This is a genomic window from Clostridium sp. MF28, from assembly GCF_002969175.1.
Classification (GTDB): Bacteria; Bacillota; Clostridia; order Clostridiales; family Clostridiaceae; genus Clostridium; species Clostridium beijerinckii.
In genome coordinates, this window is sequence record NZ_CP014331.1 from 2,166,446 (window position 1) to 2,189,588 (window position 23,143).

Below are 23,143 nucleotides of genomic sequence, written 5' to 3' on the forward strand. Positions count from 1 at the left end.
TGATTGTAAGACTATTTTTTTGATTGTGCCTCATAACTCTTGTATGAATACACATTCTCTCTGACTAATTTTTCATTAGAAGGCAAATCCAAATTTTTAGTATCTTTCATTATTAATTTTCTCTTGTATAATTCCTTTAGTATATCTTCTATTTTTATATTAAATTCCTTGAACTCATCACTGTTTTTTATTTCAAAGGAGCTTAAAAATGCATTTTTTTCATATAAATAATCCAGTAAAGACTTAGCGGCGTCATTTATATTTTCATCTAGAAAATTCTCGATATAATCTACAGCGTTTTGTATATTTTCCTTTGCGCATTTATCATTAAACAAATTATCAACTATAACATTAAATTTATTATTTAAGTTTATAGCCATTTTTACTGCGTCTTTACTTACAGTGTATCCATTTAAATTTAAATATAACTTAGCAAAACTATCTAGAGCTCTTATTAAAACTTCATAAGATGTAAAAACACTATTGTTTTGCAAATACTTTTTAGTTACTCTAATATCTTTTATAACATTACCTAAATACACCAAGTTCCAAGTTTCTCTGTATTTATCTAAACTATATTTGGCTTTATTAAAAATGCTCTCAATTTCATCATCTCTTGAAAATATTATTTTAGAAGATATTAGTAAGTTCCTTATAACTCCCTTATTCCCATTACTTTCGTATAGTTCCAAAAAGCTTTCTTTATTTAGGACCTTTATATGTACCGGTACCCCTAGTATTTCAGAATATATGTCTCTAACATTATCAAATATATCCTTATATACAATGAATAAATCTATGTCAGATTCCTCCCAAAGATCACCGCTAATTATGCTTCCAAATGCAAATATAGCCAACACTTTTTTATTGGTCTTCAATACATTTATTAACTTTTCAGAGGATTTCTGATATTCTAATATGGATTTTGACACTTAATTTCACCTTCTTTTACCAAGACATTGTTTACTTTGTTTATCAGATGGCTATCACCTAAAGCATTTATTCATTTTAACTAAAAAATAACAGTTGCAGGCTTCTTGAGATCTTGCCTTTTAAGGCATAAGTCCAATTAAAATTTAGATAAAGCCTAATCACATCTGAATCAAGGTTTTACTTTATAATAAACTTACTAACATTATAACGTAAAGAAATATTTATTTAAAGGTGCTACTTTACAGTACTACTCAAATCTATAATATTCGAAGAACAAAATCGCAGGCGACTGTGGAGCCGGAGATTTTTTCACGCATCTGCCTTTTCGAACGCATGTGAGAAAAATTTGGCAGGCGAATAAGATTTCTTTTTTATTCTTTTTAAAATACAAAAACTAGTCAATCAACCTTTTTTAAATTATCCACAGATTTTATTGGAATATAAATTCCTAAAGAATAAAAAAAGATTCTTAAATATAATATCTAAGAATCTTCTGTTCTATTCACAAATGGCGGACAATCTTTATCCATTTTCTTTATCTGATGTATGTAAATCTTCAAACGCCTGCTTAATGACTCTAATATCTGATTAAGTTCGTGATTCATTTCATAAACAAGCTCCAATGATTCCCTTAGTTCTTTTCTCTCACCAAAAGTATTACTTTGTATTACCTGTGCAACTCCTGCTATATTTAAAGATGATATAGAGATAAAGTATAATGCATCAAGTAAAGGACGTACCTCTCTAGTAAAATAAGTTAAACTTATCTGCTCGACTCTAATTGAAGCAACATTAGTTTGAGCTGCACTTATTTGTGCTATTGCTGTACTCATATTTGATAATTGCGTTAATACTTGATTCTGCATATCTCTTAGTTCATTATTTAAATCCGATGATACATTTTCATTACCAGCGGCATCAGTCGCATTAGCACCTGTACTTCCCTGATTCAATGCCCTCTGAGCAGTTCTTAGGGATCTTGCGCTTCTAGGATCTAATTGATTTAATGGTCCACTTGTTTCCATAAACTATAGTCTCCTATAACAATTCTTATTTAAGTATATTACGGAAGAACTATATTTATTATTATATTTAATCAGTTAACCTTATATCTTAGCGTATTCCTGAGTTTTATTAAAAACTTCATCATCTACTTCTGCTACCATATATGTTCCATTATCTTTATATTCTTCTTCAAGTATTCTAGCATTTCTATGTAAGAAAGATTGAATATCGCCTTTCTCATAAGGTATTAAATACTCTACTTTTCTATAATTATATGGCAATTTTTCCTCAATTAAACTTAGCAATTTATCTAAATTTATTTTTTCTTTAGCCGAAATTTCTATTACATCAAAATTTCCTACTGCAAATTCTTTAATTCGCGCTTTTTGTTCTTCAGTAGCTTTATCTATTTTATTTAAAACTAATATTGTTTCTTTATCTATAGCCCCAAGCTCACTTAAAACTTCATTTACAGCATTATATTGATCTATTGCACTATCTGAAGATACATCTATTACATGGCATAGAAGATCTGAAAATATAACTTCTTCTAAAGTTGATTTAAATGCTTCCACCAAATCATGTGGTAATTTCCTTACAAAACCAACTGTGTCTGTAAGAGTTATCACTCCTTTTTTACTTAGAGTTACAGCTCTTGTTGTAGTATCTAATGTTGCAAAAAGCATATTTGCTTCAAATACTTTTTCCTTAGTTTTATTTTCATTTTTTGCTGCCAAATCACAAAGTGTATTTCTTAAAGTTGATTTTCCTGCATTAGTATATCCAACTAAAGATACTTTAGGAATATTTTCTTTTCTTCTCTTTTCTCTTTGTACTTCTCTAGTTCTTTTTATTTTCTTAAGCTCATCTTTTAAATCATATATTGTTTCCATTATATGTCTTCTATCTGTTTCAAGCTTCTTTTCTCCAGGTCCTCTAGTTCCTATACCACCACCTGTTCTAGATAATATAGTTCCGAGTCCCTGTAATCTACCTAATCTATATTTCAACTGAGCTAGCTCTACTTGAATTTTTGATTCTTTAGTTTTAGCCCTTGTTGCAAATATTTCTAATATTAATGTTGTTCTATCTATTACTTTGGCTCCTAATGCAGCTTCTAAATTTCTAACTTGAGATCCTGAAAGCTCATCATCAAATATTATTACATTAGCTCTTTCTACCTGCCTCATAGAAGCAATTTCCAACACTTTACCTCGTCCAATAAAGTATGCTGCATCAATTTTACTTCTGCTTTGGAATACAGTTTTTAAAACAGGTATGTTGCAGGCTTCTGTAAGCTCTGCTAATTCCTCTAGACTTTCTTTTGTATCAGAACCAACTAATATTGCTTTTTCTTCTGTTTCCTCTATGACATCATTGTTCTTAATTAAATTTTCTATAAATCTTATCCTATCTAAAATATTTATAGACATAATTTCATTTAAAGAAAGATTACTTTTTTCTTCTGTTTCTAATTTATTGTTATATAAACTAAGCATTCCCAAAGAAAAATCTATTATATTACCATCTGTTATAGCCACTGATATAATTGCATCTAGCTTTAATTTTAATAGAGCTGTTAAATCTAGCGCTGAAAGATTACAATAACCATTTGGATGAGTATGTATAACTCTAACACCTGATAATCTCTTTTCATCTATATCTATTATTGGAACCTCAACAGATGTAGAATCTCCAATTGCAACAGATGTGACATTACCTTTTCTATTTATAGCTACACTGATTTCTCTTTCAATAAAACTAGAAACTCTAGAAATAATATTTAAAATTTCTTCATTACATATTTCATCCTTTAAATTTCTTATAGAATAAATATTCTCTAACTCTTCTATTAAAGATTTTCTAATTCCTTCAATATTTCCATATATCATTAATAAACACCTCACATTAGCCAAGGGATATTTAAGAAAATAACAAAACAGTATGTTTATCTATCTCGTGTCATACTGCATCGTTAGGTTTACCTTGATAGTTCTCTATGCGTTAAACCTTCCTACTTTCCTGACGCAAAATATACATATTAGAAAAGAGCCTGTATGTTGCACATAAGAACTTTTCATTACATCTTTAACTCGCTATTTTCCTCATATCCCTATCTTGACAACTTTCATATAATTTTATACTATTAATTCATTAATTATAACTTTAATAATCTACACTTGACAATATACATTTTATAAATTTAGAGTAAATTATCACATAACTTGAAAAATATGCAACAATTTATAAATACCTATGAGTATTTTATCTGTAATCATATATATTGCAAAAATAATTCTTCATCATAATTCTAAAAATATTGCAAGAATTTTAGCCGTAATTGTGAATTGTGAAATGTGCATTGTGAATTGCAACATAATATATTATGTATTCTAAAAAATTAAATTCATCAAAAATAAATTCAAACTATCAGTTATTGTAAACCAAATAGAATGAATTATATTATTTTAGAACTTATATGTTAATAATAAGCTGTGTATTTTTAAGGAAATGTGTACATTTGAAAAATAAATATAAAAGGAGTTTTTTAAACATGGAAGATAAGAAACGTAACATTCTTTTTTCTGAAGAACAAATTAATACAAGAATAAAGGAATTAGGAAAAACTATTGCTGAAGATTATAAAGGTAAAAAACTTTACATTTTATCTTTACTTCGTGGAAGTTTTATCTATGCTGCTGATTTAGCTAGAGCTATAGATTTAGATGCTAAAATAGGATTTATGACTACATCAAGCTACGGACATAGCGAAACATCTTCTGGGTCTGTTAAAGTAGTTAATGATATCTCTGATAATATTGAAGGATGGGACGTTCTTATAGTTGATGATATAGTTGATACTGGAATTACAATGGATTTCGTTTATAATTACATAAAAGGTTTGAACCCAGCTTCTGTAAAGACTTGTGTTCTTCTTGATAAACCTTCTCGTAGAAAAGTACATATACAACCTGATTACTGCTGTTTTGAAATTGACGATGTATTTGTAGTTGGATACGGATTAAACTACGGGGATTATTATAGAAATGTTCCTTACGTATTTAATTGGGAATAAAAACAAATAGGTAAGGCTATTCAATTTAATTTTAAGAAAAAAGGTTATAAGGCGAATTCTTATAACCTTTTTTCTATGGATATCCAAATTAAGACCTAAGTTTATATATTCACTAGAAATTATAAATATTTTTGTGAAGAAAACATTTGAAAATGAGCTGTTAAAGGTTCTTAGTAGTAGGTTGTTCCATTTTAGCTTGTCACACTTAAAGTTGGAGCATGCTAAAGTGGATACAACCTGCTACTTAGAACCTTCAGCGATATTTTCATAGTTTTTCGGAATTAAAACATTTATAATTTCGGTAAGCTATAGCATAAGTCTGGGTTATATAATGTTTATCTATACCTTTAATTTGTATCCCCACTCTTGCTCTGATCATTTGTAGGAAATCCAAGAGTTGTATTTGGTATTTTTCCAACTATGATTGTGTCTGAAACCGGAACTTGTGTGCTCACCTCAGCATCTTGATTCCTTAGTGGAAGTCTAAGCCTGATTTTAGCTGTAACATTTAAGTATATCTTATGCCTAGTTTGATTAATTCCAGCACTTTCAAATTTAGATTCATAACTTGTACTTATATTTCCTATAGGCTCTATCTCAACACTTATCTTAGGGCCAACATTATAAAAGGCACTTTTATCACTCATCCAGCCTAAAGGAACTTTTATTGCATTGTTCTTCATATCACTTAATTCTTTATTACATTCTGTAGACAATTCAGCTGCTATATAATTCAATTTTCCAGTATCCGCTTGAATTAAAATTATATTGCCTTGGTTGTCTTTTTCAATTTTTACCATCTCATCATACTTAAAATCTTTTGATAAAATATCTACACTTTTTTTATTTATTATATCTAATGTTTGGGACTTTGCCATTATTGTCGCTATTTCTGTCACAGAGGGCATGACCCTTTGATCAAAAAACATTACAGTTATGTTTAAAATGACAATAATAACTATAATAAGTACTATAAATGATATGTATTTATGCGTTTTTCGTCTTGTATAATATTGCATTGTCAACACCTTTATTATTGAGTTATTTATTTAATCATACTATAATTATGCTATAATGATATAGAATATTATTAAATTATATACCTTGTAATTTTAGGAGGATAAAATGGCAATTAATGATAACGTGAAAAAACCAAACAATGCCCCACGAAAAAAAAAGCCATCTAAAAAGAAGAAAAAGAAATCAAAAAAAATTTTTAAGGGCATATGTTTTGGTTTTATATTTTGTTTTCTTGCAATGTTAGTAGTATGCGCAGGTTATGCTTTTGCTATTATAAAAACTACGCCTCCTCTAAATGTCGATGCTGTATTAACTTTAAACCAACCTTCCAGTATATATGATAGTGCTGGGGACTTTATGGATAATATGCAGACTGATGAGGAACGTTACGTTATAGATTCAAGCAAAATACCATCTAACTTAAAAAATGCTTTTGTATCCATCGAGGATGAAAGATTCTACCAACATAATGGAATAGACATTCAGAGAATTGTAGGTGCAGCTTTTTTAGATGCAAAGAGATTTGTTACTGGACAAAAAGGACTACATGGAGCATCTACACTAACTCAACAATTACTTAAAAACACAATTTTAACTAATGATGTTTCTATCGAAAGAAAGATAAAAGAAGCTTATTTAGCTATTAATTTAGAAAAAGCATTAACAAAGGATCAAATTTTAACAGCTTATTTGAACACAATTCCCCTAGGTGGTCATGTGTATGGAGTGGAGGCTGCATCTTTATTATATTTTGGTAAAAGCACACCCGATTTATCTTTGATTGAATGTGCATATCTAGCCGGAATTACTCAAGCTCCAAGTTCATATAGTGCTTATAACAATCAAAAGGATCCAAGTCCTTATATTAATAGAACACTTACTGTTTTAAGTCAGATGCACAAGCTTCAATATATTGATGACGCTCAATATGATAAGGCCGCTAACGATGTTAAAAATGGTGGTCTAGTATTTAAATCAATTAAAAAGGACTATAGATTAAACTATGAATGGTTTGTATATCCTGCTGTGTCTCAGGTAAAAGAAGACCTAAAGGAAAAATATAAATATTCAGATGAAGAAGTATCTAAATTAATGGTTAATGGTGGTCTTAAAATCTATACAACCATGGATAAAGAGCTTCAAGATTTTACCCAATCTACTTTAGATAATTATAAAAACTTAGGAATTAATAACAAGGAAAGCTACGATAAAGATGGCGTTCCTTTATTACAAGCGTCCGCAACAATAATGGATTACAGAAATGGTCATGTTCTTGCAATGGTTGGGGGACGTGGTAAACAAGGTCCGCAATCAATAAATAGAGCTTATAATGATTTGCGTCCTATCGGATCGTCTACAAAACCATTAACGGTATATGGTCCTGGCATAGATCAAAAAATTATAACTGCTGCAACACCTATAAATGATGCACCAATACCTCCTGAAATCGGAAAGAAGTATTCTCCAGCAAAAGATGGTCCTTATAATCCTCTAAATTCCCCTAATGAATATTCAGGACTTATGACCTCAAGAGATGCTCTTACGCATTCAAAGAATACTGGTGCAGTTTTAACAGAAGATAAGATCGGTATGAAAACTGGTATTGAATACGGTGAAAAGCTTGGTCTAAAGTATAATGCTGCTTCTAAGTCATCAATGGCAGCTGTTGCTTTAGGACAATTCAATAACTCTCCAAGTGATAGGGACGGTGGTAATACATCTATCTTAGCTGCTGCATATGGCAGCTTTGGTAATAACGGTATATATACAGAGCCTATGCTATATACAAAAGTAGTTGATTCTACAGGTAAAGTTTTACTTGATAATACTTCGCCAAAACAAGCAAAAGTTTTTTCACCACAAGCTGCATATATTCTATATGATATGTTAAAAGGACCAGTAAATGAATACAATGCTACTGGTGCAAAGTGGGGCAATATGCCTGTTGCTGGTAAGACTGGTACTACTTCTAATTCCACAGATTTATGGTTTGCAGGACTTTCACCTTACTTATCAGCTTCTGTTTGGATTGGATATGATAATCCTAAAGAACTCCATGGTAGTTCAAGTGGGTGCGCTGTTGTTTGGGGAAAATTAATGGCTAAAGCTCATGCAAAGTTAGAGGCAAAAGATATAGAAGAGCCTAGCGGAATAGTAAAAGCTAGTGTTTGTAAGGATTCTGGTGAACTTTCAACCCTTTTCTGTAATTTTGACCTTAGAGGAAGCAGGGTTTATGAAGAATTATTCATCGATGGAACACAACCAACTTCAAATTGCACAATACACTCTGGTACTAATCGATATAATTTTAATAACGGATCTTCAGCTAATTTAAACCCTGCAGATAATAATTCAAATTCGGGTAATGCCCCAGCAGATTCCGAGACTCCTCCTGCAACTAATAATGACGCACTAGCTCCACCTGTCGTTGGTAGTACGGAACCTTCGCAGAAAACTGAAAATAATAATGAGAATAATAATTCAAATTCTAATAATGCCAGCACTGGTGGTAACAAGAATACTACACATAATTCTTACGGACCTGGTAGTAACAATCAGCATCCACCAACAAATAATTAAATAGCTCAAGTATATTATGAATTTGCTAAATTTTAAATTTCTATAAAATAAAAATAGAGGATAATCAAATATCAGATTAATCCTCTATCTTTTTATTTATTTGTAATAACTTCTTTTTCAGCGCCATCTTTTAATATATTTAAAACATCACCGCTCTCAGCGCTAATAAAAAACTTCCAACTAATATTTGCCTCCTTATCATTTTTACCATCTATAGTTACAATGTAACAGACTTCATATATTGGATTTTTTTCTTTTTCCATTCTATTATCTGCATAAACTAAATCAGTTTCATCTTTAACTACAGTTTCTTTATTGTATTTTTCAAAAGAGTCAACGGATATTTTTTTTGCTTCTCCACTAGAAATATTTATTACAGGATCTTTACATTCCCTTTGCATTGTAGAGTTGGAATACCCATCTAGAAATCCACTTTCTTTATCAATATTTAATTTTATTTCATCGAAATAAAACGGATATCCATTCTTTTGCTTTGTATATATGAATGAGTAATATGGCAGCTTTTTAGCATCCTCATTGCTATTAATTGTCTTTAAGACCACTTCTCCATCATATATGTTCTTTAAGTACCCTTCTGCTAAAGTTCTAGCATCTTGTAAATTAATTTTTGTTGCATTTGCTGGAATTTCTTTTTTTGCAAAACCTATTACATTATTATCTTTATCTAAATCTATACCAAAACCTTGAGTTACTATACTTCTATGAACTAATTCATTCTGACTATTTAGCGTCCTTCTTCTTTCATATTTTATAGATTCTAAATTTTGTTCAGTATTTATTGCATTAATTGAATATAACCTAGCCATAAAATCCTTAGATGCCCTAATATCTTTTGCACCTGGACCAATCAGATTATACAGTATTATGACTATTATTATGATGAGACAAACTAAAATTATTCCCCCTATAATACTCGCTTTCCTTAACTTCATTAATTACCTCCCTTGCAGACTTAACATTGCTATTCCATTTTATTATACCATATTTTTATACTAGTCACATTCAAAAAAATAACAATTCCATCTGTTCCAACAGCCAATCCAAATTTAATTCATCAGAGCCTTATTTAGACTATTAGACACTACAAACTGAATAATTTTATAAAGAATGACTATATAATTTAGAACTCATATATGTTGCAATTCAAAATGCACATTTCACAATTACAACTAAAATTCTTATAGTATTTTCGGAATTATTATGAAGGATTATTTTCGTAATATATATTAGAACTTTGTACTTTCAATTTCCATGGTGTTCAACTTCAAAACTAGATTTATTAGATGAATATATTTGTAAAATTTCTAATACTTTAAGCTCGTATCTTCACTAGAAATCATAAATATATTTGTGTAGAAAACATTTGAAAATGAGCTGTTAAAGGTTCTTAGCTGTAGGTTGTTCCATTTTAGCTTGTGAAGTGAGAGTCCAAAATTTTATTTTGGGTTCTCGAACTTCCTCAGCAAATGTAATGAGTCGAGCTTCCCTAGGAAAGTTGGAGCATGCTAAAGTGGATACACCCTGCTGCTTAGAACCTTCAGCAATATTTTCATAGCTTTTCGGAACAAAATATTTATGATTTGGTAAGTAGACTAGGGAATCACTTCCCTAACCCCTCTCAGAACCGTACGTGCGGATTTCCCGCATACGGCTCCCCACATTATAATTCACAGTATATATGATATATCTTCTTTTAAGTTGAAAATATTAACATATATTTTAGCTTTAGGTATTTTGAAGCACTCAAACATAGTGTCAAAACTTCTCCAGTTATAACTTCTTTTCTGACTTCTTTTGTTTAGCCATTTAAAAGTTAGTTTTCTTACTAAATATCTGAAAGTTGCGAGACTTAAACTGTTGTCAGTGATTCCGTAATACCTATAATATCCTATTAGTCTCTGTGTCAGTTTCTCCATTAATAATGTGAGCGGCACTGTTCTATTATTCTTTAACCATTCATTCAATCTCTTTATGCTAGCTCCAAATTTCTTTGAGCTAGTCTTCCTCTTAACTCTAAAACTTCCATTCTTTCTGCAACTGCAGAAGTGTGTAAATCCTAGAAAATCAAAAGTTCTATCTTTATATGATTCTAACTTTCATGCTCTCTTGAATTTTCTATCATAGTAGGCATTCTTACCGAAATATAATATTTTAGTTTTATCTTCAGCTACCTGCAAGTTAAATTTGTCTAATCTGTTTTTCAATGCTTCATAGAAAGCTTTCGCTTCGTCTTCATACTGAAAACAGCAAACAAAATCATCCGCATAGCGTACTATGTACGCCTGTCCTTTACACTTCTTTTTGATAAAGTTATTAAACCATATATCTAAAACATAATGTAAATAAATGTTTGCTAATGTTGGAGATATTATTCCCCCTTGTGGAGTTCCTTCATATACTTTATAAAACTTTCCGTTTTCCATTATTCCAGTTTTCAAAAATCTACCTATATATCTAAGTAAGTTCTTGTCTGCAATCCTGTGTTCAAGAAATTTCATCAACCACTTGTGGTCAACATTATCAAAGAATCCTTTAATATCAGCATCTACAACATAATTCACATTCTTTTCAGATAAATATACATTTAAGATTTTAAGAGCATCATGACAACTTCTATTTTGTCTAAACCCAAAAGAACTATCAATGAAATCTTGTTCATATATTGATTTTAATATTTTATTAATGGCTAATTGTACAACTTTGTCTTCATATGCCGGTATACCTAGAGGTCTTTTCTTGTTTGAACCAGACTTATCTATGTATACTCTCCTTACAGGCTGCGGTCTATATTTAAAAGTCTTCATTCTAATTAGTAGATTATCAATATTATTCTCTAAGTTAGTTTCATATTCTTCCTTTGTTACCTTATCCACTCCTGTAGCCTTATTTCCGCTCAGTTCATAATGGCATAAAATTAGCATTTCCTTGTTAACTAAATGCATTAGTGATGTAAATTTCTCTTTAGGATTATTTCCAGCTATTTCTGCTATCCTCTCAAGTTTTGTGTACATTTTTTTTTTCCTCCTCTGTGTGAGAATTTCTGTTTCTCTTTTCAAGGTCTATAATATGTTACACCCTTCCCTCCATGGTCATTACTCATTTCTTCAGTACTATGGTGTAATCCGACTACTCATTATCATTTGAATACCTCTGATTTCTAATCATTGTTTTCCATACTCTGAAGTCAGAGAATAATGAGTCCTCCCAAGTTGACGTACTATATCAATGTATACCATGCTACACCTTAAAACCACGAGAAAGCACAGATATTCTTGCAATAATGATTATCTATGTTCTGACTTCTAATTTACCGATATTATCGTCCTTTCTGACTTTGTGATAATTTCGTGGCTAGTAGTTTCAGCATTCGCTTGCGGCCTGGTACCTTGTTTGTCTACACTTAACTTATTACATCGCCATAATAAGCCCAAGACTAACTAATGACTGGTTGCTGGCCTTTGTCATGCAGGATTCCCACCTGCTATATAGTAATAATGAGGAAGGTTAGCCCTCATTATCTTTTACGCCCTTGCTTGGCGTACCGGTAAGTTACCACATAAATTTAGTTTTACAGTTGGATATCTATATTCTCCACACACAAAAAGGCCTACTTTAAATACTAATTGTATTCTAAGTAGGCCTTTTTAAATCTAATATTCAATTATTCATTCATTTAAAGTCCGTATTTTATATTTCTGGAAACCATAAAGCAATTTCTTCTTTAGCACTTTCTACAGTGTCTGATGCATGAACACAATTTTCTGTCTTACTTCTAGCATATCTATGTCTTATTGTTCCTTCTTCTGCATCTGTTGGACTAGTTGCTCCATTAATCTTTCTTATTCTTGCTACAGCATCTTCACCTTGCAATATTAATGCACATAGCGGGCTCCTTGTTATAAACGTTATAAGTTCCTCATAAAAGTCTTTTCCTTTATGTTGACTATAATGCTTTTCAGCAATTTCTCTTGTAGCTCTCATAAGCTTTAGGGCTACTATTTTTAAACCATTATCTTCATAACAACTTAAAATGTTTCCTATTATATTTCTTTCTACTCCATCTGGTTTAACTAATACTACGCTTCTTTCAATCATACGAAGACCTCCATATAGTGTAATTAATTCATATTATTCCCTAATACATATACATTATACTAAAGATTCTGAAAATTATAAATACTTTTGTGATTATCATCTAATTTTTAGATGTATTATGATATAATAAAAAAATAAATAATGAAATATATGTTAAGTTATATGAATCACTATAGCTAGGAACAATCAAATAAATAACAAGTATATTTGCCATCCTATTTTACATCATTGGAAGCTCGACTCACATGCGCTCACTGAGTATTCACAGAGTAAGCGGCCATCATCAAATCACAGATTTGAATGTCTGCTTAACTAATTCACACCAAATCATAGATTTGGTTTCTCTGCTCATCAGCAAATTGACCTAATAGGCCTGATATGAGAAAAACATATTTTATCAAAAGTATCGATTTATAAAGGAATTGGAGGATAAACACATGATTAGATATTCAGCAATAGTACAAGGAAGAGTACAAGGGGTTGGTTTTAGATATTTTATTCAACTTACAGCTTGCAAACTAAATTTAACTGGTTGGTGTAGGAATCTTATGAACGGAAATGTAGAAATTGAGGTTCAAGGACTAGAAACTAATGTCTTATCTTTCGTTTCCGAAATAAAAAAAGGAAATGGATTTGCTAAAGTTTCCGATATAGATTTAAATATACTTCCAGTATTAGATGGTGAAAAAAAGTTTTCAATTAAATATTAGTCAAAAAATAGAATGTATACATAACCCAACTAATACCTGAACTTATACAGATAACTCTCCGAAATGAATAACATACTTTTGTTCCAGTTTCTAGGTAATTCTGATGGGTGATTCTAAGTCTATAAAGTTGCATCCAAAGTGCTAGCCTCAAAGAATAAGCTTTGAACTAGCACATTTGGAACAACTTATAGCCAAAGAATCACATCCATCATAATTACCAATGAAACATTCCACAAAAGTATATTACTCATTTCTATCTGGAGGATATTTCATAGTTTACGTATAGTTTATGATTGGGTATCCATACTATAGATATCCAACCCAAAAGATATACCTATACTTTAATCTTTGTGAATTATACTAGAAATTAGATACATGTTTGAGAAAGCGGCATTTGAAATTGAGTTGTGATAGTTCTTAGTTGAAGGTTGTTCCATTTTCTGCTTGTCCTAAACTTGTTTTTGGAGCATGCAGAAATGAGTTCAACCTTCCACTTAGAACTATCCAGCGAAAATTTCACTAGTCCGCTGGAACAAATTTGTATCTAATTTCGGTTTTCCCACACATAAATATAATTTTAAATTTGGATATCTATAAGAATTTAGCTTATCATACATTCTATTGTTTAATTTCTATTGCAATTATTCTACTTCTAAATCTTTTATTCTACCTTTTTTCTTTAATCTCAATAATAATTCCTTTGGATCATTATTTATTATAAGTTCTTCCGGGAATTCTATTGATTCTAGCATATTAATAGCTTCTGTAAATTCCCCAATACGAGTACAAAAGTGCGCATCACTATTTATTATTAGCTTAGTCTCATGCTCCTTACATAGCGATGCTATTTTTGTACAATTACCTAAACTTCCAATTCTAGATGTTGTAAATGAGCTATTGTTAATTTCTATTAAAATATCATTTTCCTTAGCACACTTTATTACTTCTTCAAAGTCAACTGGAACTCCTGGATTTCCAAGATGACCAATTATATCAACTTTTCCACTCTTTATTACGTTTATAAAAGCTCGTGTATTTTCTGCAATATTTCCAACTTTGTAAACTTCATCATGTATACTTCCAATTACAATGTCCAATTTCTCTAATGTTAAATCATCCATGTCTAAGCTTCCATCATAATCAATTATGTTAGCCTCAGTTCCATAAAGCATTGTAACTCCAAAAAGTTCTCTTGGCAGCACCTTATAATTATTGAAATACCATATATGCGGAGAATGTGGCATAGTAATTCCGTGCTCTGTAGTACCAAGCACCTTTATTCCTTTCTCCGAAGCAGCTTTTGCATTTTCCATTAAGGTTGAGTAAGCATGGCCGCTTGCTATAGTATGAGTATGCACATCTAATGCATATTTCATTATATCACCCCATTTATCTATTTTTGGCAAAACTATATATGTTGCAAAAATAATTCTTCATCGTAATTCTAAAAATATTACAAGAACTTTAGCTACAATTAATTGTGCGTTGTGAAATGTGAATTGTACATTACAACAAATATAGTTTATAAAGTATTTAATTATTATTTTTCTCAATTACTATGTTATCATATTTAAATTTTTATTCAAATACGATCAGGCCTCCGAAAACATTTACTTAAAAATAATTATATTGGTCTCATATAGTAGGATCTACTGCTCCACTCTACTTATATAATAAAAACTTGACTTAATATATAATTTATTATTTTTTATTGTATCGTCTTCTTCTACTTCCTATTTTACCTTTATCGCTCTTGTCTTTGCTTTTGTTTTTATATAAATATAGAACTATAGCAATTACTGCAAATATTATAAACAAACCTATTATTATAAGCATTATCTTAGCATTGCCGCCTAATTCCTCTACCTTTTCATAAACTGGCTTTGTAGTTTCTTTTTTCATTTTATATGTTTTAATATTCCCCTCTTCATCTATTATTGCGCAGTCTCCATTAAGTTTTTGAAACATCTCCGTTACACTTAAATAATCTAGAGAGTCCTCTAATACTTTATTATCTGGTGAGGTTAATACAAGCATTGCCTTTTGGCTGTTGTATTTTGATATATCAAATTGGAAATTTGCAATCTTATAGCTAAAAGGTTCTGTTAATTGAAGCTTTTCGTTTGATAAAAATTTTGAATAGCTTTCATCATACTTAAACCATAATTTATCATTTATCTCTGGAATTAATTTATTAGTTTTTGGTGTTCCATAGACTATTATATTTTTCTTTTTATCATCAGCTGTCACATTTGAATTACTGATAACTTTAAAATCTCCATTATTGTAGGTAACATCTTTTCCTAAAAAACCAATAACTTTTTCTAATGAATTCATTTCTTTAGAACTTAGACTATCTGGAACAATCATTGCAGTATCATTAAACATTTCGTCTTTTACGAATGGTGCACTGTAACTTGAAAAATAATATCCTTCCGTATCGTTATCACCAATATATAAATACGAATCTCTTGTAACAAGGGCCCAAGGCATATCCTCTTCTCTTTTTTCACAATATGTATCTTTTAAAATTAAATCAAAACCAAGCTTTATATCTAAATAGTTTGTGTAACTTATATCATTTGGTAAACTAAGCTCCAATTCATCATTTAAAGCCTTACCCTTATCAAGTTTTTTACTTCCTATAGGTGTATTATTAACGTACACTGTAACTAAAGATTTATCAAAATCAAGATTATCTGAATATCTCATAAAAATTTTAAGCTTATCGCTTTGAGAAAAAACCTTATTTTTAGGAATACTATAGCTTATTCCAGCTTCTCTTCTAAAAACACCTTTTAACTGTATTTCACCAATTCCCATATTGTCAAAAGTGATTTTTCCACTTTTAGTATCTGGAACTGTATCTACCTTTAAATCTTTATTTACTTTATAAGTATCACCACTTAACTGAGATATTAACTCTTGGTTTCCCAGTGCTTTAACTCCTCTTATTAAGTTGTCATTATCATTGCATAAAATCATCATGTTTTTAATATTTGTATTTTTTGAATACAATGAATTTGATATTTTTATAAGACATTCATCACTTTGATCATTTTCTTCTGTATACTCATTAGGAAAACTATTAAATTTTCCAATAAATATATTATTGGTATTTTCTCCTTTTTGAAAATCTCCATACTTAGTTATACTTATTTTATTTTCATATTTATCATTTAGTTTTTGTAAATATGAATTTAAGATGTATGCAGCACTAAGCTCTGAATCAGTGTAATCATCTGGAATTATAATTAATAAATCCTCTAAATCACTATCATTATCATGATTTTTTAAAAATGGATATGGAAAATCAGATATTTTATTATTGGAAATAATATTGTTAAAGGTTGTTTTTATGTTAGTACCATCTTTTATTACAAACCAATTAGCTGAATTAACATCATCTACACATGGGTCCTCAGATGATCTTAAGTAAGCTTCTATTTTTAATTCACTAGATCCAGTTTTTATTAGCTCCTTTGGTATAGATACCGTTAACTGCTGAACCTCTGAATCTGCTCTGTAATAAACTTTTTGAGAATAAAAAGGCGTTCCATTAACGGATAATTTTATATAGGAATTTTTACTATTATCAATTAATTGATTTATAGAAAAATTCATTTGAACTTCAGCTTTAGTATTTTCCCACCATTTATCTACATTGAAATATATACTATGACTTGAAAAAGTTCCATTAACGGATATGTCATTACTTAAACTATAAGTTTTTATACTTTCAGTTGTTTCTATATTATTTCCTTCAGATGCAGCAAATACTTCAGCACCTGTATTAAATATCAAAATCGCTGTAGAAAAAATAAAACACACGAAAAAAAATAATACTCCAAAGATGTGCTTTTCATTGTTCCTCATTACTTTATTTGAAATATATCCTTTCATGCTGCTCCTCCTTAAGAAAATCTTTCTGTCTTATACCACTTTGCTTCCTTTTTCAATACAACATCCCTTATATAATTGTAAAAACCAGCCACCGAAACTATAGCCCACATTTTGCAATAAGTAAAATAGCTTAAAAATATAATCAATACATTTTTTACATTCAATTCTCCTTTTTCCGTTGAAATTGCTACCATTACTGATAAGACAAATACTAATAATGCCATAAACCATAAAATAATCTCATACCCTCCAATATGAAGTTCAATTAAATTTGCTCCTCCAAGCAAAAATAAACAGTCTGATATTACACTTGCAGATAAAAAAAAGAAATAAACCAAAGTATAATATAGAATATCAAATTTTGTCACTCCTGCTTCTAGTCCAAATAAATATTTCAGATTTTTTATTACCACATATATATTTCCTTTTGCCCATCTGTTTCTCTGCTTAAACCATACTTTAATAGTCTGAGGTTCTTGTTCGTAAGTTACTGCAAGAGGCATAAATTTTATTTTATATCCCATTCTGTAAATTCTAAAGCTGACTTCTGTATCTTCTGTTATAGCTTTTGTATCCCAACCTCCCATTTCTTCCATTACTTCTCTTCTAACTACAAAATTAGTTCCTGGAATAGTGCAAAGTTTAAGCATATACCATCTTCCTGCCTGCGCCATCCATTGATATGTAAGAGTTTCTATATTAACAAAGTTTGTAAGTAAATTTACATCCTTATTTCTGCATCTAAACTTTCCAATAACTGCTCCTAATTTCTTATCTTTTATCAAAGTCTGCACCAAATACTTAAGAGCATTTTTATCAGGAGTATTATCTGCATCATAAACCGCTAAAATTTCTCCCTTGCTTCTTTGAAGACCTATGTTTAAAGCATTTGATTTTCCTTTTCCCCCTATTATATTATCAGTATTAATCACTATAAGATTTCTGCCATAATAAGTTTTTTGGACATTTTCAAGTACATCTTTAGAATTGTCGCTTGAATTATCATTTATTACTATAATTTCATATTTATCATTTGGATAATCCAATTCTAACAAAGAAATTACTGTCTTTTTTATTACTACAGCTTCATTATGAGCTGGAACTAATATTGATACAAATGGATAGCTTTCAAGCTCTTCATACATATATTCCTTGTTTACTTTTGAATAATACATATATCCGGCTATTACTAATATCACATTCATAAAAATTGTTATCCATATTACTATGAGTGAATATATAACTAAATAATCTAAAATATTCATACCATTATTTAAAAAACCTTTTTCTTTCTATATTTCTGCTTATTATAAGTATTCCTATAAATATTATTAAAGCTGCTCCACTGAATATTTCCAGTCTTCTATTAATAAGAGTTAAATCCTCTTTAATTGGATTTTCTTTATTAATCGTTTTGTTAACAGCATTTTCATATTCTTCTGCATTAATAAATCTATCCTGAGTTACCTCTTGATTGTTAAAAAAAACTCTTACATTATCATTCTTAATTTCACTTTCAAACTTTATATAAGTGCTCATTTTATTACTTGGAATAAGATTAATTTCTTTACTTAAAACTTTATCAATATTATTTTTAAATTCTTCTAAATTGCAGTTACTTTCTATTTTTATTGCATTTTTACCGCTTATTTTTTCATTATTAATATAGTCGTTTAAATCAACTTTTTGAATAAAATTGGTATACGCTTTGATTTCATAATTATCTATATCAATGTTAATATCTTCATTGTAATTTAGAAATAAAGTATTAGTGCTTTCTAAAATATTTTTCAAATCTTCTCTATAGATAAATTCTTCATCAGCATTTATTCCAACTGGATAAATCCAATAATTAGTATAATTCTTAAAGGCCTCTTTAAGTTTATCTCCAATTATTTCCCCCCCTGTATCTGTGCCATTTACTCCTTTAGAATTAATTATAGGAAACTTAAGTATTACTTTTCCTCCATTTGCCTGTGCATATCTTAGAGCTTCTGAAAATCTGCCCATGGCTTTCAAGTTTTCATTTACAAATACCGGCGCTGCTTCTATAAAAAATTTAATCCCCTTATCTTTTAAATAATCTACTTCGCCTATTAAATTATTTAAATCATTAAAAGGAGTTACATTATCAAGATAAAAGTAAGTTTCAGCTTTTAATTTCAAATCCTTTTTATCTAAAAGTTCAGAAGATTTTTTAATCCAGTCAACCTTTCTTTCATATGATTTTAATTCCTCTCTTAATACCTCTATACTATGATTTTCTTCTCCTATATTTAAAATGAATATTTCATTGTACTGCCCTAAATCTTTTGAATTATTTATATTAATTTTAGCTATGTTAATTTCCTTTTCTTTTGATAACTGACTTTTAACTAAAGCACTCAATAAATTTTTTTCACTTCCATATTCCTTACTTTTATCATACAAAATAAGTATTTTCTCGTTTTCTCCATAACATTTCATGGGGTTAATAAAATACTCAGCGCCTATAAAGCAAATCAAAATTGTTATAACTCTATAAATAAAACATTTATTCATGTATATCATATTCCAATTCCTTCTCTGCCAGTCTAATGAGTTCCAATGGATCTTTTATAGAATTATCAAAGGTATAACTGCCAATTTGAATATCAAGCTTCACTTTTTTATAATGAGATCCTGTAGTAAAATCATATTTATTAATGTTCTCTCTAAATCTCTCCTTTACAACTTTCGCTCCACTCATATCAGTAATTGTCAAAAACCCAAAAGTCTTATCATCTATTATATATTTAATATCTTCTTCTCTTAAACTTTTTTCAAGAACCTGACTTGCCTGAATCAGCAAAAGCTTATATCCTTCTTTTCCTAATATACTTCTAAGTTTTTCTGCAAACTTAATCTTTACAATAAGTAAGGTAACAGGAATTTTATGTCTTGTGCTAAGCTTCATATATATTGGCAGCTCCATTAAAAGAGCTCTTTGATTTTTAATATTTGTTTCCTCATCTATCATGACTAATTCTAAATTTTCATTTATCAAACTTTCATTTTCTGTTTGAAGCGCAAAAATATTTCTTGAAACTAAAGACATTAAAATAGCTGTACTTGGAATTAGAAAAATCCAGTAATATGAGTAAAAATCAATATTTACATTTCCCCAGAAATTTAAATATAATTTGTAACTCATATAAATAAAATCAGCTGTAAGAGTAACAACTAAAGCCAATGTAACATTAGTATAATAGCTTACAAGGGCTATTATCATTACAACTTCGAGCATAATATAATTTTCAAAAGAATTATCTAATTCAAAAACTTTATAGCTTAAACATAAAACAAAGAAATACGCTATAAGTATAGTTATTAGGATATCAACCTTTTTTCTTACATTAACTGGTTCCACATATCATTCCTCCAGTTCAAAACACTTGAAAGTGAATACAAAATCAAATTTTACTTATTGTTTCTTTCATATATAGATAATTCAACTAAGACCTGAACTTATGCATATAACTCGCCGAAATGAATAACATACTTTTGTTCCAGTTTCTAGGTAATTATGATGGGTGATTCTAAGGCCATAAAGTTGCACCCAAAGTGCTAGCCTCAAAGAACAAGCGCTCACAGAGAAAGTTCGAAGAACGAAATATAAAATGCCCACAGGGAAAGTTCTGCTTACCAAATGTAAAATTTGGAGCATCACTTTTCGATTCTCACTTTTTGAACTAGCACATTTGGAACAACTTATAGCCAAAGAATCACATCCATCAAAATTACCAATGAAACATTCCACAAAAGTATATTACTCATTTCTAGTTGAGATATATTTCATAGTATAAATCTAACTTATAATTGACTTATCTATATAGATAACACAAGTACGGATTAGACTTATACATATAGCCAACCGAAAGTAAAGACATTGTTGCTTCGCAGGACTATAAAAATTTCGCTGAAAGTGCTAAATTGCAGGTTGTCGCCACTCGTGCTTGCTCCCACTTTCAGTGTGACAAGCACAAGTGGAACAACCTACAATAAAGCACTTTTAACATCTCATTTTTAAATGCCTGCTGCGCAAAAATATTTCTACTTTCTAGTATAAAATATATTTCAAAGTATAAATCAAACGCTAATTTTCAAATGTTTTCTCCATATTATGACCCTTGTGGTTACAAATATATTTATGATTTCTAGTAAAGATATGAGCTTAATAACTTAAACATATATGTTGTAAAAATGTTACAGGAATTTCAGCTACAATTGTGCATTGTAAATTAAAACATATATATCTATTTATTGTTTTTTGATTTTATCTTAACTTGATGCTTTTGTAATTTTATAGATATAAAATATATTAAAATCAAATCAAAACTCATATTATACATGAAAACATGTTTAGCTAAATCTGCATCTCCTGCCCCTATAACAGATATTATAATTTGAGATATTCCAACTAAAAATATATAAAAATATGCCTCTTCTTTGAAAATCATAGTATCACAGTTGATTTTTCTCGCCTTTATGTATCTAACAGCTGAAGAATAACAATACCCTATTATTACAATAATTGATAGTACAATATTTCCTGTAAATACTTTTTCTTTTACTGTGCTATATAATGCAAAAAAATATGATTTAGCCCCAAATTCTTTGTTTTCAGATTTCTCGTAATTCCCCATTGCATTAGGTCTTATGGAATATCCATTATCAAAAGCTATTTTTAACACTTTAAAAAATGCCCTTGGATTTGTAATATAATAAGAGATTATTTTTGTTGTAGTAAATTTTTTATAATAATCCTCTATAAGCTGTTTATCATATAAATTAACTAAAGTCACATCATCATAGAAAGTTGTATCTTTTAATAAGGAATACTGCTCATTTAAGTTAAAAAATTTCATAACTTCATCAGGGTCTTCTTCATATAATAAAATCCCTCTATTCATTGCATGATATCCATTAATATATTGAAAATCCCCAGTTATTTGCTTATAGAACAATATTGAACTTATCACAAATCCAATAGCTAAAACCATAGATAGCCCCTTAAATAATTTTTCCTTATTTTTAAATCCTATTCTAAGACATAATACTGCAATTAAAATACCAACTGGAGAAAGCTGCTGTTTTGAACCTAAAAATATAAAAGATGAGATTCCAAACAACAATATATTCAGCTTGCTAAACTTATTGAATTCTGCCATATTTAATAAAATTCCTATGCTGAGCAGAAAGAAACTTATATTAATAGCTTCCCCATAAAAGGAATTATAATAAGCTAAATATGTTGTGTCACAAAATATAAAAATGGTTACTAACGTTATTATTAATTTATGTTTTTCTTCACTAACTTGATTTATTAATACCTTTACAATTAAATAAATTCCAATTGCCTCTACAAATAAAAACATCCATGACATGAATCTTATATCTAAAATGAAATTTTTATTAATCATCTGGCTTATGTAAACTGCTATCTTAATAAAAATCCCCTGAGTTGATATAAAGTTTTTTTCTATATCATTATTGTATTTATAAATTCCATAATGCCTATAAAAATATCCATTATATAAATCACTATCATTGGGATTTAATTCATATACACCATTTGAACTTATCACTCTATAGAAATCCCCATTATCAGCCATGCCAATAATAGGTTTAATAAATAAAGTAAATATGCCTATTATTATTACTAGGAAAAAAGCCGCTAATGGATAATTGATATTTTTAAAAATACTATTTATTCTATTCAAAATATTTTTCATCTTTCTCCTTCATAAATAATAATTTGATTTTCCTTTACTTATAGGAT

General features: G+C 29.3%; 17 protein-coding genes. 3 read left to right on the forward strand and 14 right to left on the reverse strand.

Annotation, left to right across the window (positions count from 1 at the left end):
• Nucleotides 1-11 precede the first annotated feature (11 nt).
• The 3 genes from AXY43_RS09600 to hflX all read right to left on the reverse strand — a co-directional run bounded on the left by AXY43_RS09600 (nucleotide 12) and on the right by hflX (nucleotide 3,830).
• Complete coding sequence (locus tag AXY43_RS09600; RefSeq protein ID WP_105411468.1) at nucleotides 12-932, reverse strand: nucleotidyltransferase domain-containing protein; 921 nt, start codon at nucleotides 930-932, stop codon at nucleotides 12-14.
• Between the two features lie 483 nt (nucleotides 933-1,415).
• The gene (locus tag AXY43_RS09605) at nucleotides 1,416-1,958 is read right to left on the reverse strand and encodes a hypothetical protein (RefSeq protein ID WP_023973251.1); all 543 of its coding nucleotides are present in this window, start codon (nucleotides 1,956-1,958) and stop codon (nucleotides 1,416-1,418) included.
• Between the two features lie 81 nt (nucleotides 1,959-2,039).
• Nucleotides 2,040-3,830 (reverse strand): GTPase HflX, encoded by a 1,791-nt coding sequence (gene hflX, locus AXY43_RS09610; RefSeq protein WP_039769539.1) that lies wholly within the window; start codon nucleotides 3,828-3,830, stop codon nucleotides 2,040-2,042.
• Between the two features lie 662 nt (nucleotides 3,831-4,492).
• On the opposite strand from hflX, the gene hpt reads away from it, so the two are divergent.
• A complete protein-coding gene (hpt, locus tag AXY43_RS09615) occupies nucleotides 4,493-5,014 on the forward strand; it encodes a hypoxanthine phosphoribosyltransferase (RefSeq protein WP_023973253.1) in 522 nt (173 codons plus the stop codon).
• Between the two features lie 347 nt (nucleotides 5,015-5,361).
• Here hpt and yunB read toward each other — a convergent pair whose 3' ends face one another.
• Nucleotides 5,362-6,033, reverse strand: coding sequence for a sporulation protein YunB (yunB, locus tag AXY43_RS09620; RefSeq protein WP_023973254.1), 672 nt, complete (start codon nucleotides 6,031-6,033; stop codon nucleotides 5,362-5,364).
• 106 nt (nucleotides 6,034-6,139) lie between these two features.
• Between yunB and AXY43_RS09625 the strand changes: the two genes are divergently transcribed.
• Nucleotides 6,140-8,614, forward strand: a complete 2,475-nt coding sequence (locus AXY43_RS09625; RefSeq protein ID WP_105411469.1) for a transglycosylase domain-containing protein — start codon at nucleotides 6,140-6,142, stop codon at nucleotides 8,612-8,614.
• Nucleotides 8,615-8,706: 92 nt separating this feature from the next.
• Here AXY43_RS09625 and AXY43_RS09630 read toward each other — a convergent pair whose 3' ends face one another.
• The 4 genes from AXY43_RS09630 to ndk all read right to left on the reverse strand — a co-directional run bounded on the left by AXY43_RS09630 (nucleotide 8,707) and on the right by ndk (nucleotide 12,730).
• Nucleotides 8,707-9,567: a YcdB/YcdC domain-containing protein gene (locus tag AXY43_RS09630; RefSeq protein WP_023973256.1), complete on the reverse strand. Its 861-nt coding sequence runs from the start codon at nucleotides 9,565-9,567 to the stop codon at nucleotides 8,707-8,709.
• Between the two features lie 735 nt (nucleotides 9,568-10,302).
• Nucleotides 10,303-10,599, reverse strand: a complete 297-nt coding sequence (locus tag AXY43_RS27845; RefSeq protein WP_171786255.1) for a group II intron maturase-specific domain-containing protein — start codon at nucleotides 10,597-10,599, stop codon at nucleotides 10,303-10,305.
• Nucleotides 10,600-10,731: 132 nt separating this feature from the next.
• Nucleotides 10,732-11,646 carry a group II intron reverse transcriptase/maturase gene (gene ltrA, locus AXY43_RS09635; protein ID WP_012059836.1) on the reverse strand — a complete coding sequence of 305 codons (915 nt, stop codon included), beginning with the start codon at nucleotides 11,644-11,646 and terminating at the stop codon, nucleotides 10,732-10,734.
• Nucleotides 11,647-12,322: 676 nt separating this feature from the next.
• On the reverse strand, nucleotides 12,323-12,730 hold the full coding sequence (gene ndk / locus AXY43_RS09640) for a nucleoside-diphosphate kinase (RefSeq protein WP_012060389.1): 408 nt from the start codon (nucleotides 12,728-12,730) through the stop codon (nucleotides 12,323-12,325).
• Nucleotides 12,731-13,167: 437 nt separating this feature from the next.
• On the opposite strand from ndk, the gene AXY43_RS09645 reads away from it, so the two are divergent.
• Nucleotides 13,168-13,440 carry an acylphosphatase gene (locus AXY43_RS09645; RefSeq protein WP_039769542.1) on the forward strand — a complete coding sequence of 91 codons (273 nt, stop codon included), beginning with the start codon at nucleotides 13,168-13,170 and terminating at the stop codon, nucleotides 13,438-13,440.
• 641 nt (nucleotides 13,441-14,081) lie between these two features.
• On the opposite strand, the gene AXY43_RS09650 is transcribed toward AXY43_RS09645, so the two are convergent.
• From AXY43_RS09650 to AXY43_RS09675, 6 genes are all read right to left on the reverse strand, one after another.
• On the reverse strand, nucleotides 14,082-14,816 hold the full coding sequence (locus AXY43_RS09650; RefSeq protein ID WP_087701137.1) for a phosphatase: 735 nt from the start codon (nucleotides 14,814-14,816) through the stop codon (nucleotides 14,082-14,084).
• A 325-nt stretch (nucleotides 14,817-15,141) separates the two neighbouring features.
• The gene (locus tag AXY43_RS09655; protein WP_105411470.1) at nucleotides 15,142-17,343 is read right to left on the reverse strand and encodes a cellulose biosynthesis cyclic di-GMP-binding regulatory protein BcsB; all 2,202 of its coding nucleotides are present in this window, start codon (nucleotides 17,341-17,343) and stop codon (nucleotides 15,142-15,144) included.
• Nucleotides 17,344-17,354: 11 nt separating this feature from the next.
• Nucleotides 17,355-18,608, reverse strand: coding sequence for a glycosyltransferase (locus AXY43_RS09660; protein WP_039769550.1), 1,254 nt, complete (start codon nucleotides 18,606-18,608; stop codon nucleotides 17,355-17,357).
• A gap of 4 nt (nucleotides 18,609-18,612) precedes the next feature.
• Nucleotides 18,613-19,809, reverse strand: a complete 1,197-nt coding sequence (locus AXY43_RS09665) for a DUF2334 domain-containing protein (protein WP_242986349.1) — start codon at nucleotides 19,807-19,809, stop codon at nucleotides 18,613-18,615.
• A gap of 67 nt (nucleotides 19,810-19,876) precedes the next feature.
• The gene (locus AXY43_RS09670) at nucleotides 19,877-20,731 is read right to left on the reverse strand and encodes a diguanylate cyclase domain-containing protein (RefSeq protein ID WP_039769554.1); all 855 of its coding nucleotides are present in this window, start codon (nucleotides 20,729-20,731) and stop codon (nucleotides 19,877-19,879) included.
• Nucleotides 20,732-21,617: 886 nt separating this feature from the next.
• Entirely contained in the window at nucleotides 21,618-23,096 is a 1,479-nt protein-coding gene (locus AXY43_RS09675; RefSeq protein ID WP_105411472.1) for a hypothetical protein, read from the reverse strand.
• Nucleotides 23,097-23,143: the final 47 nt, after the last annotated feature.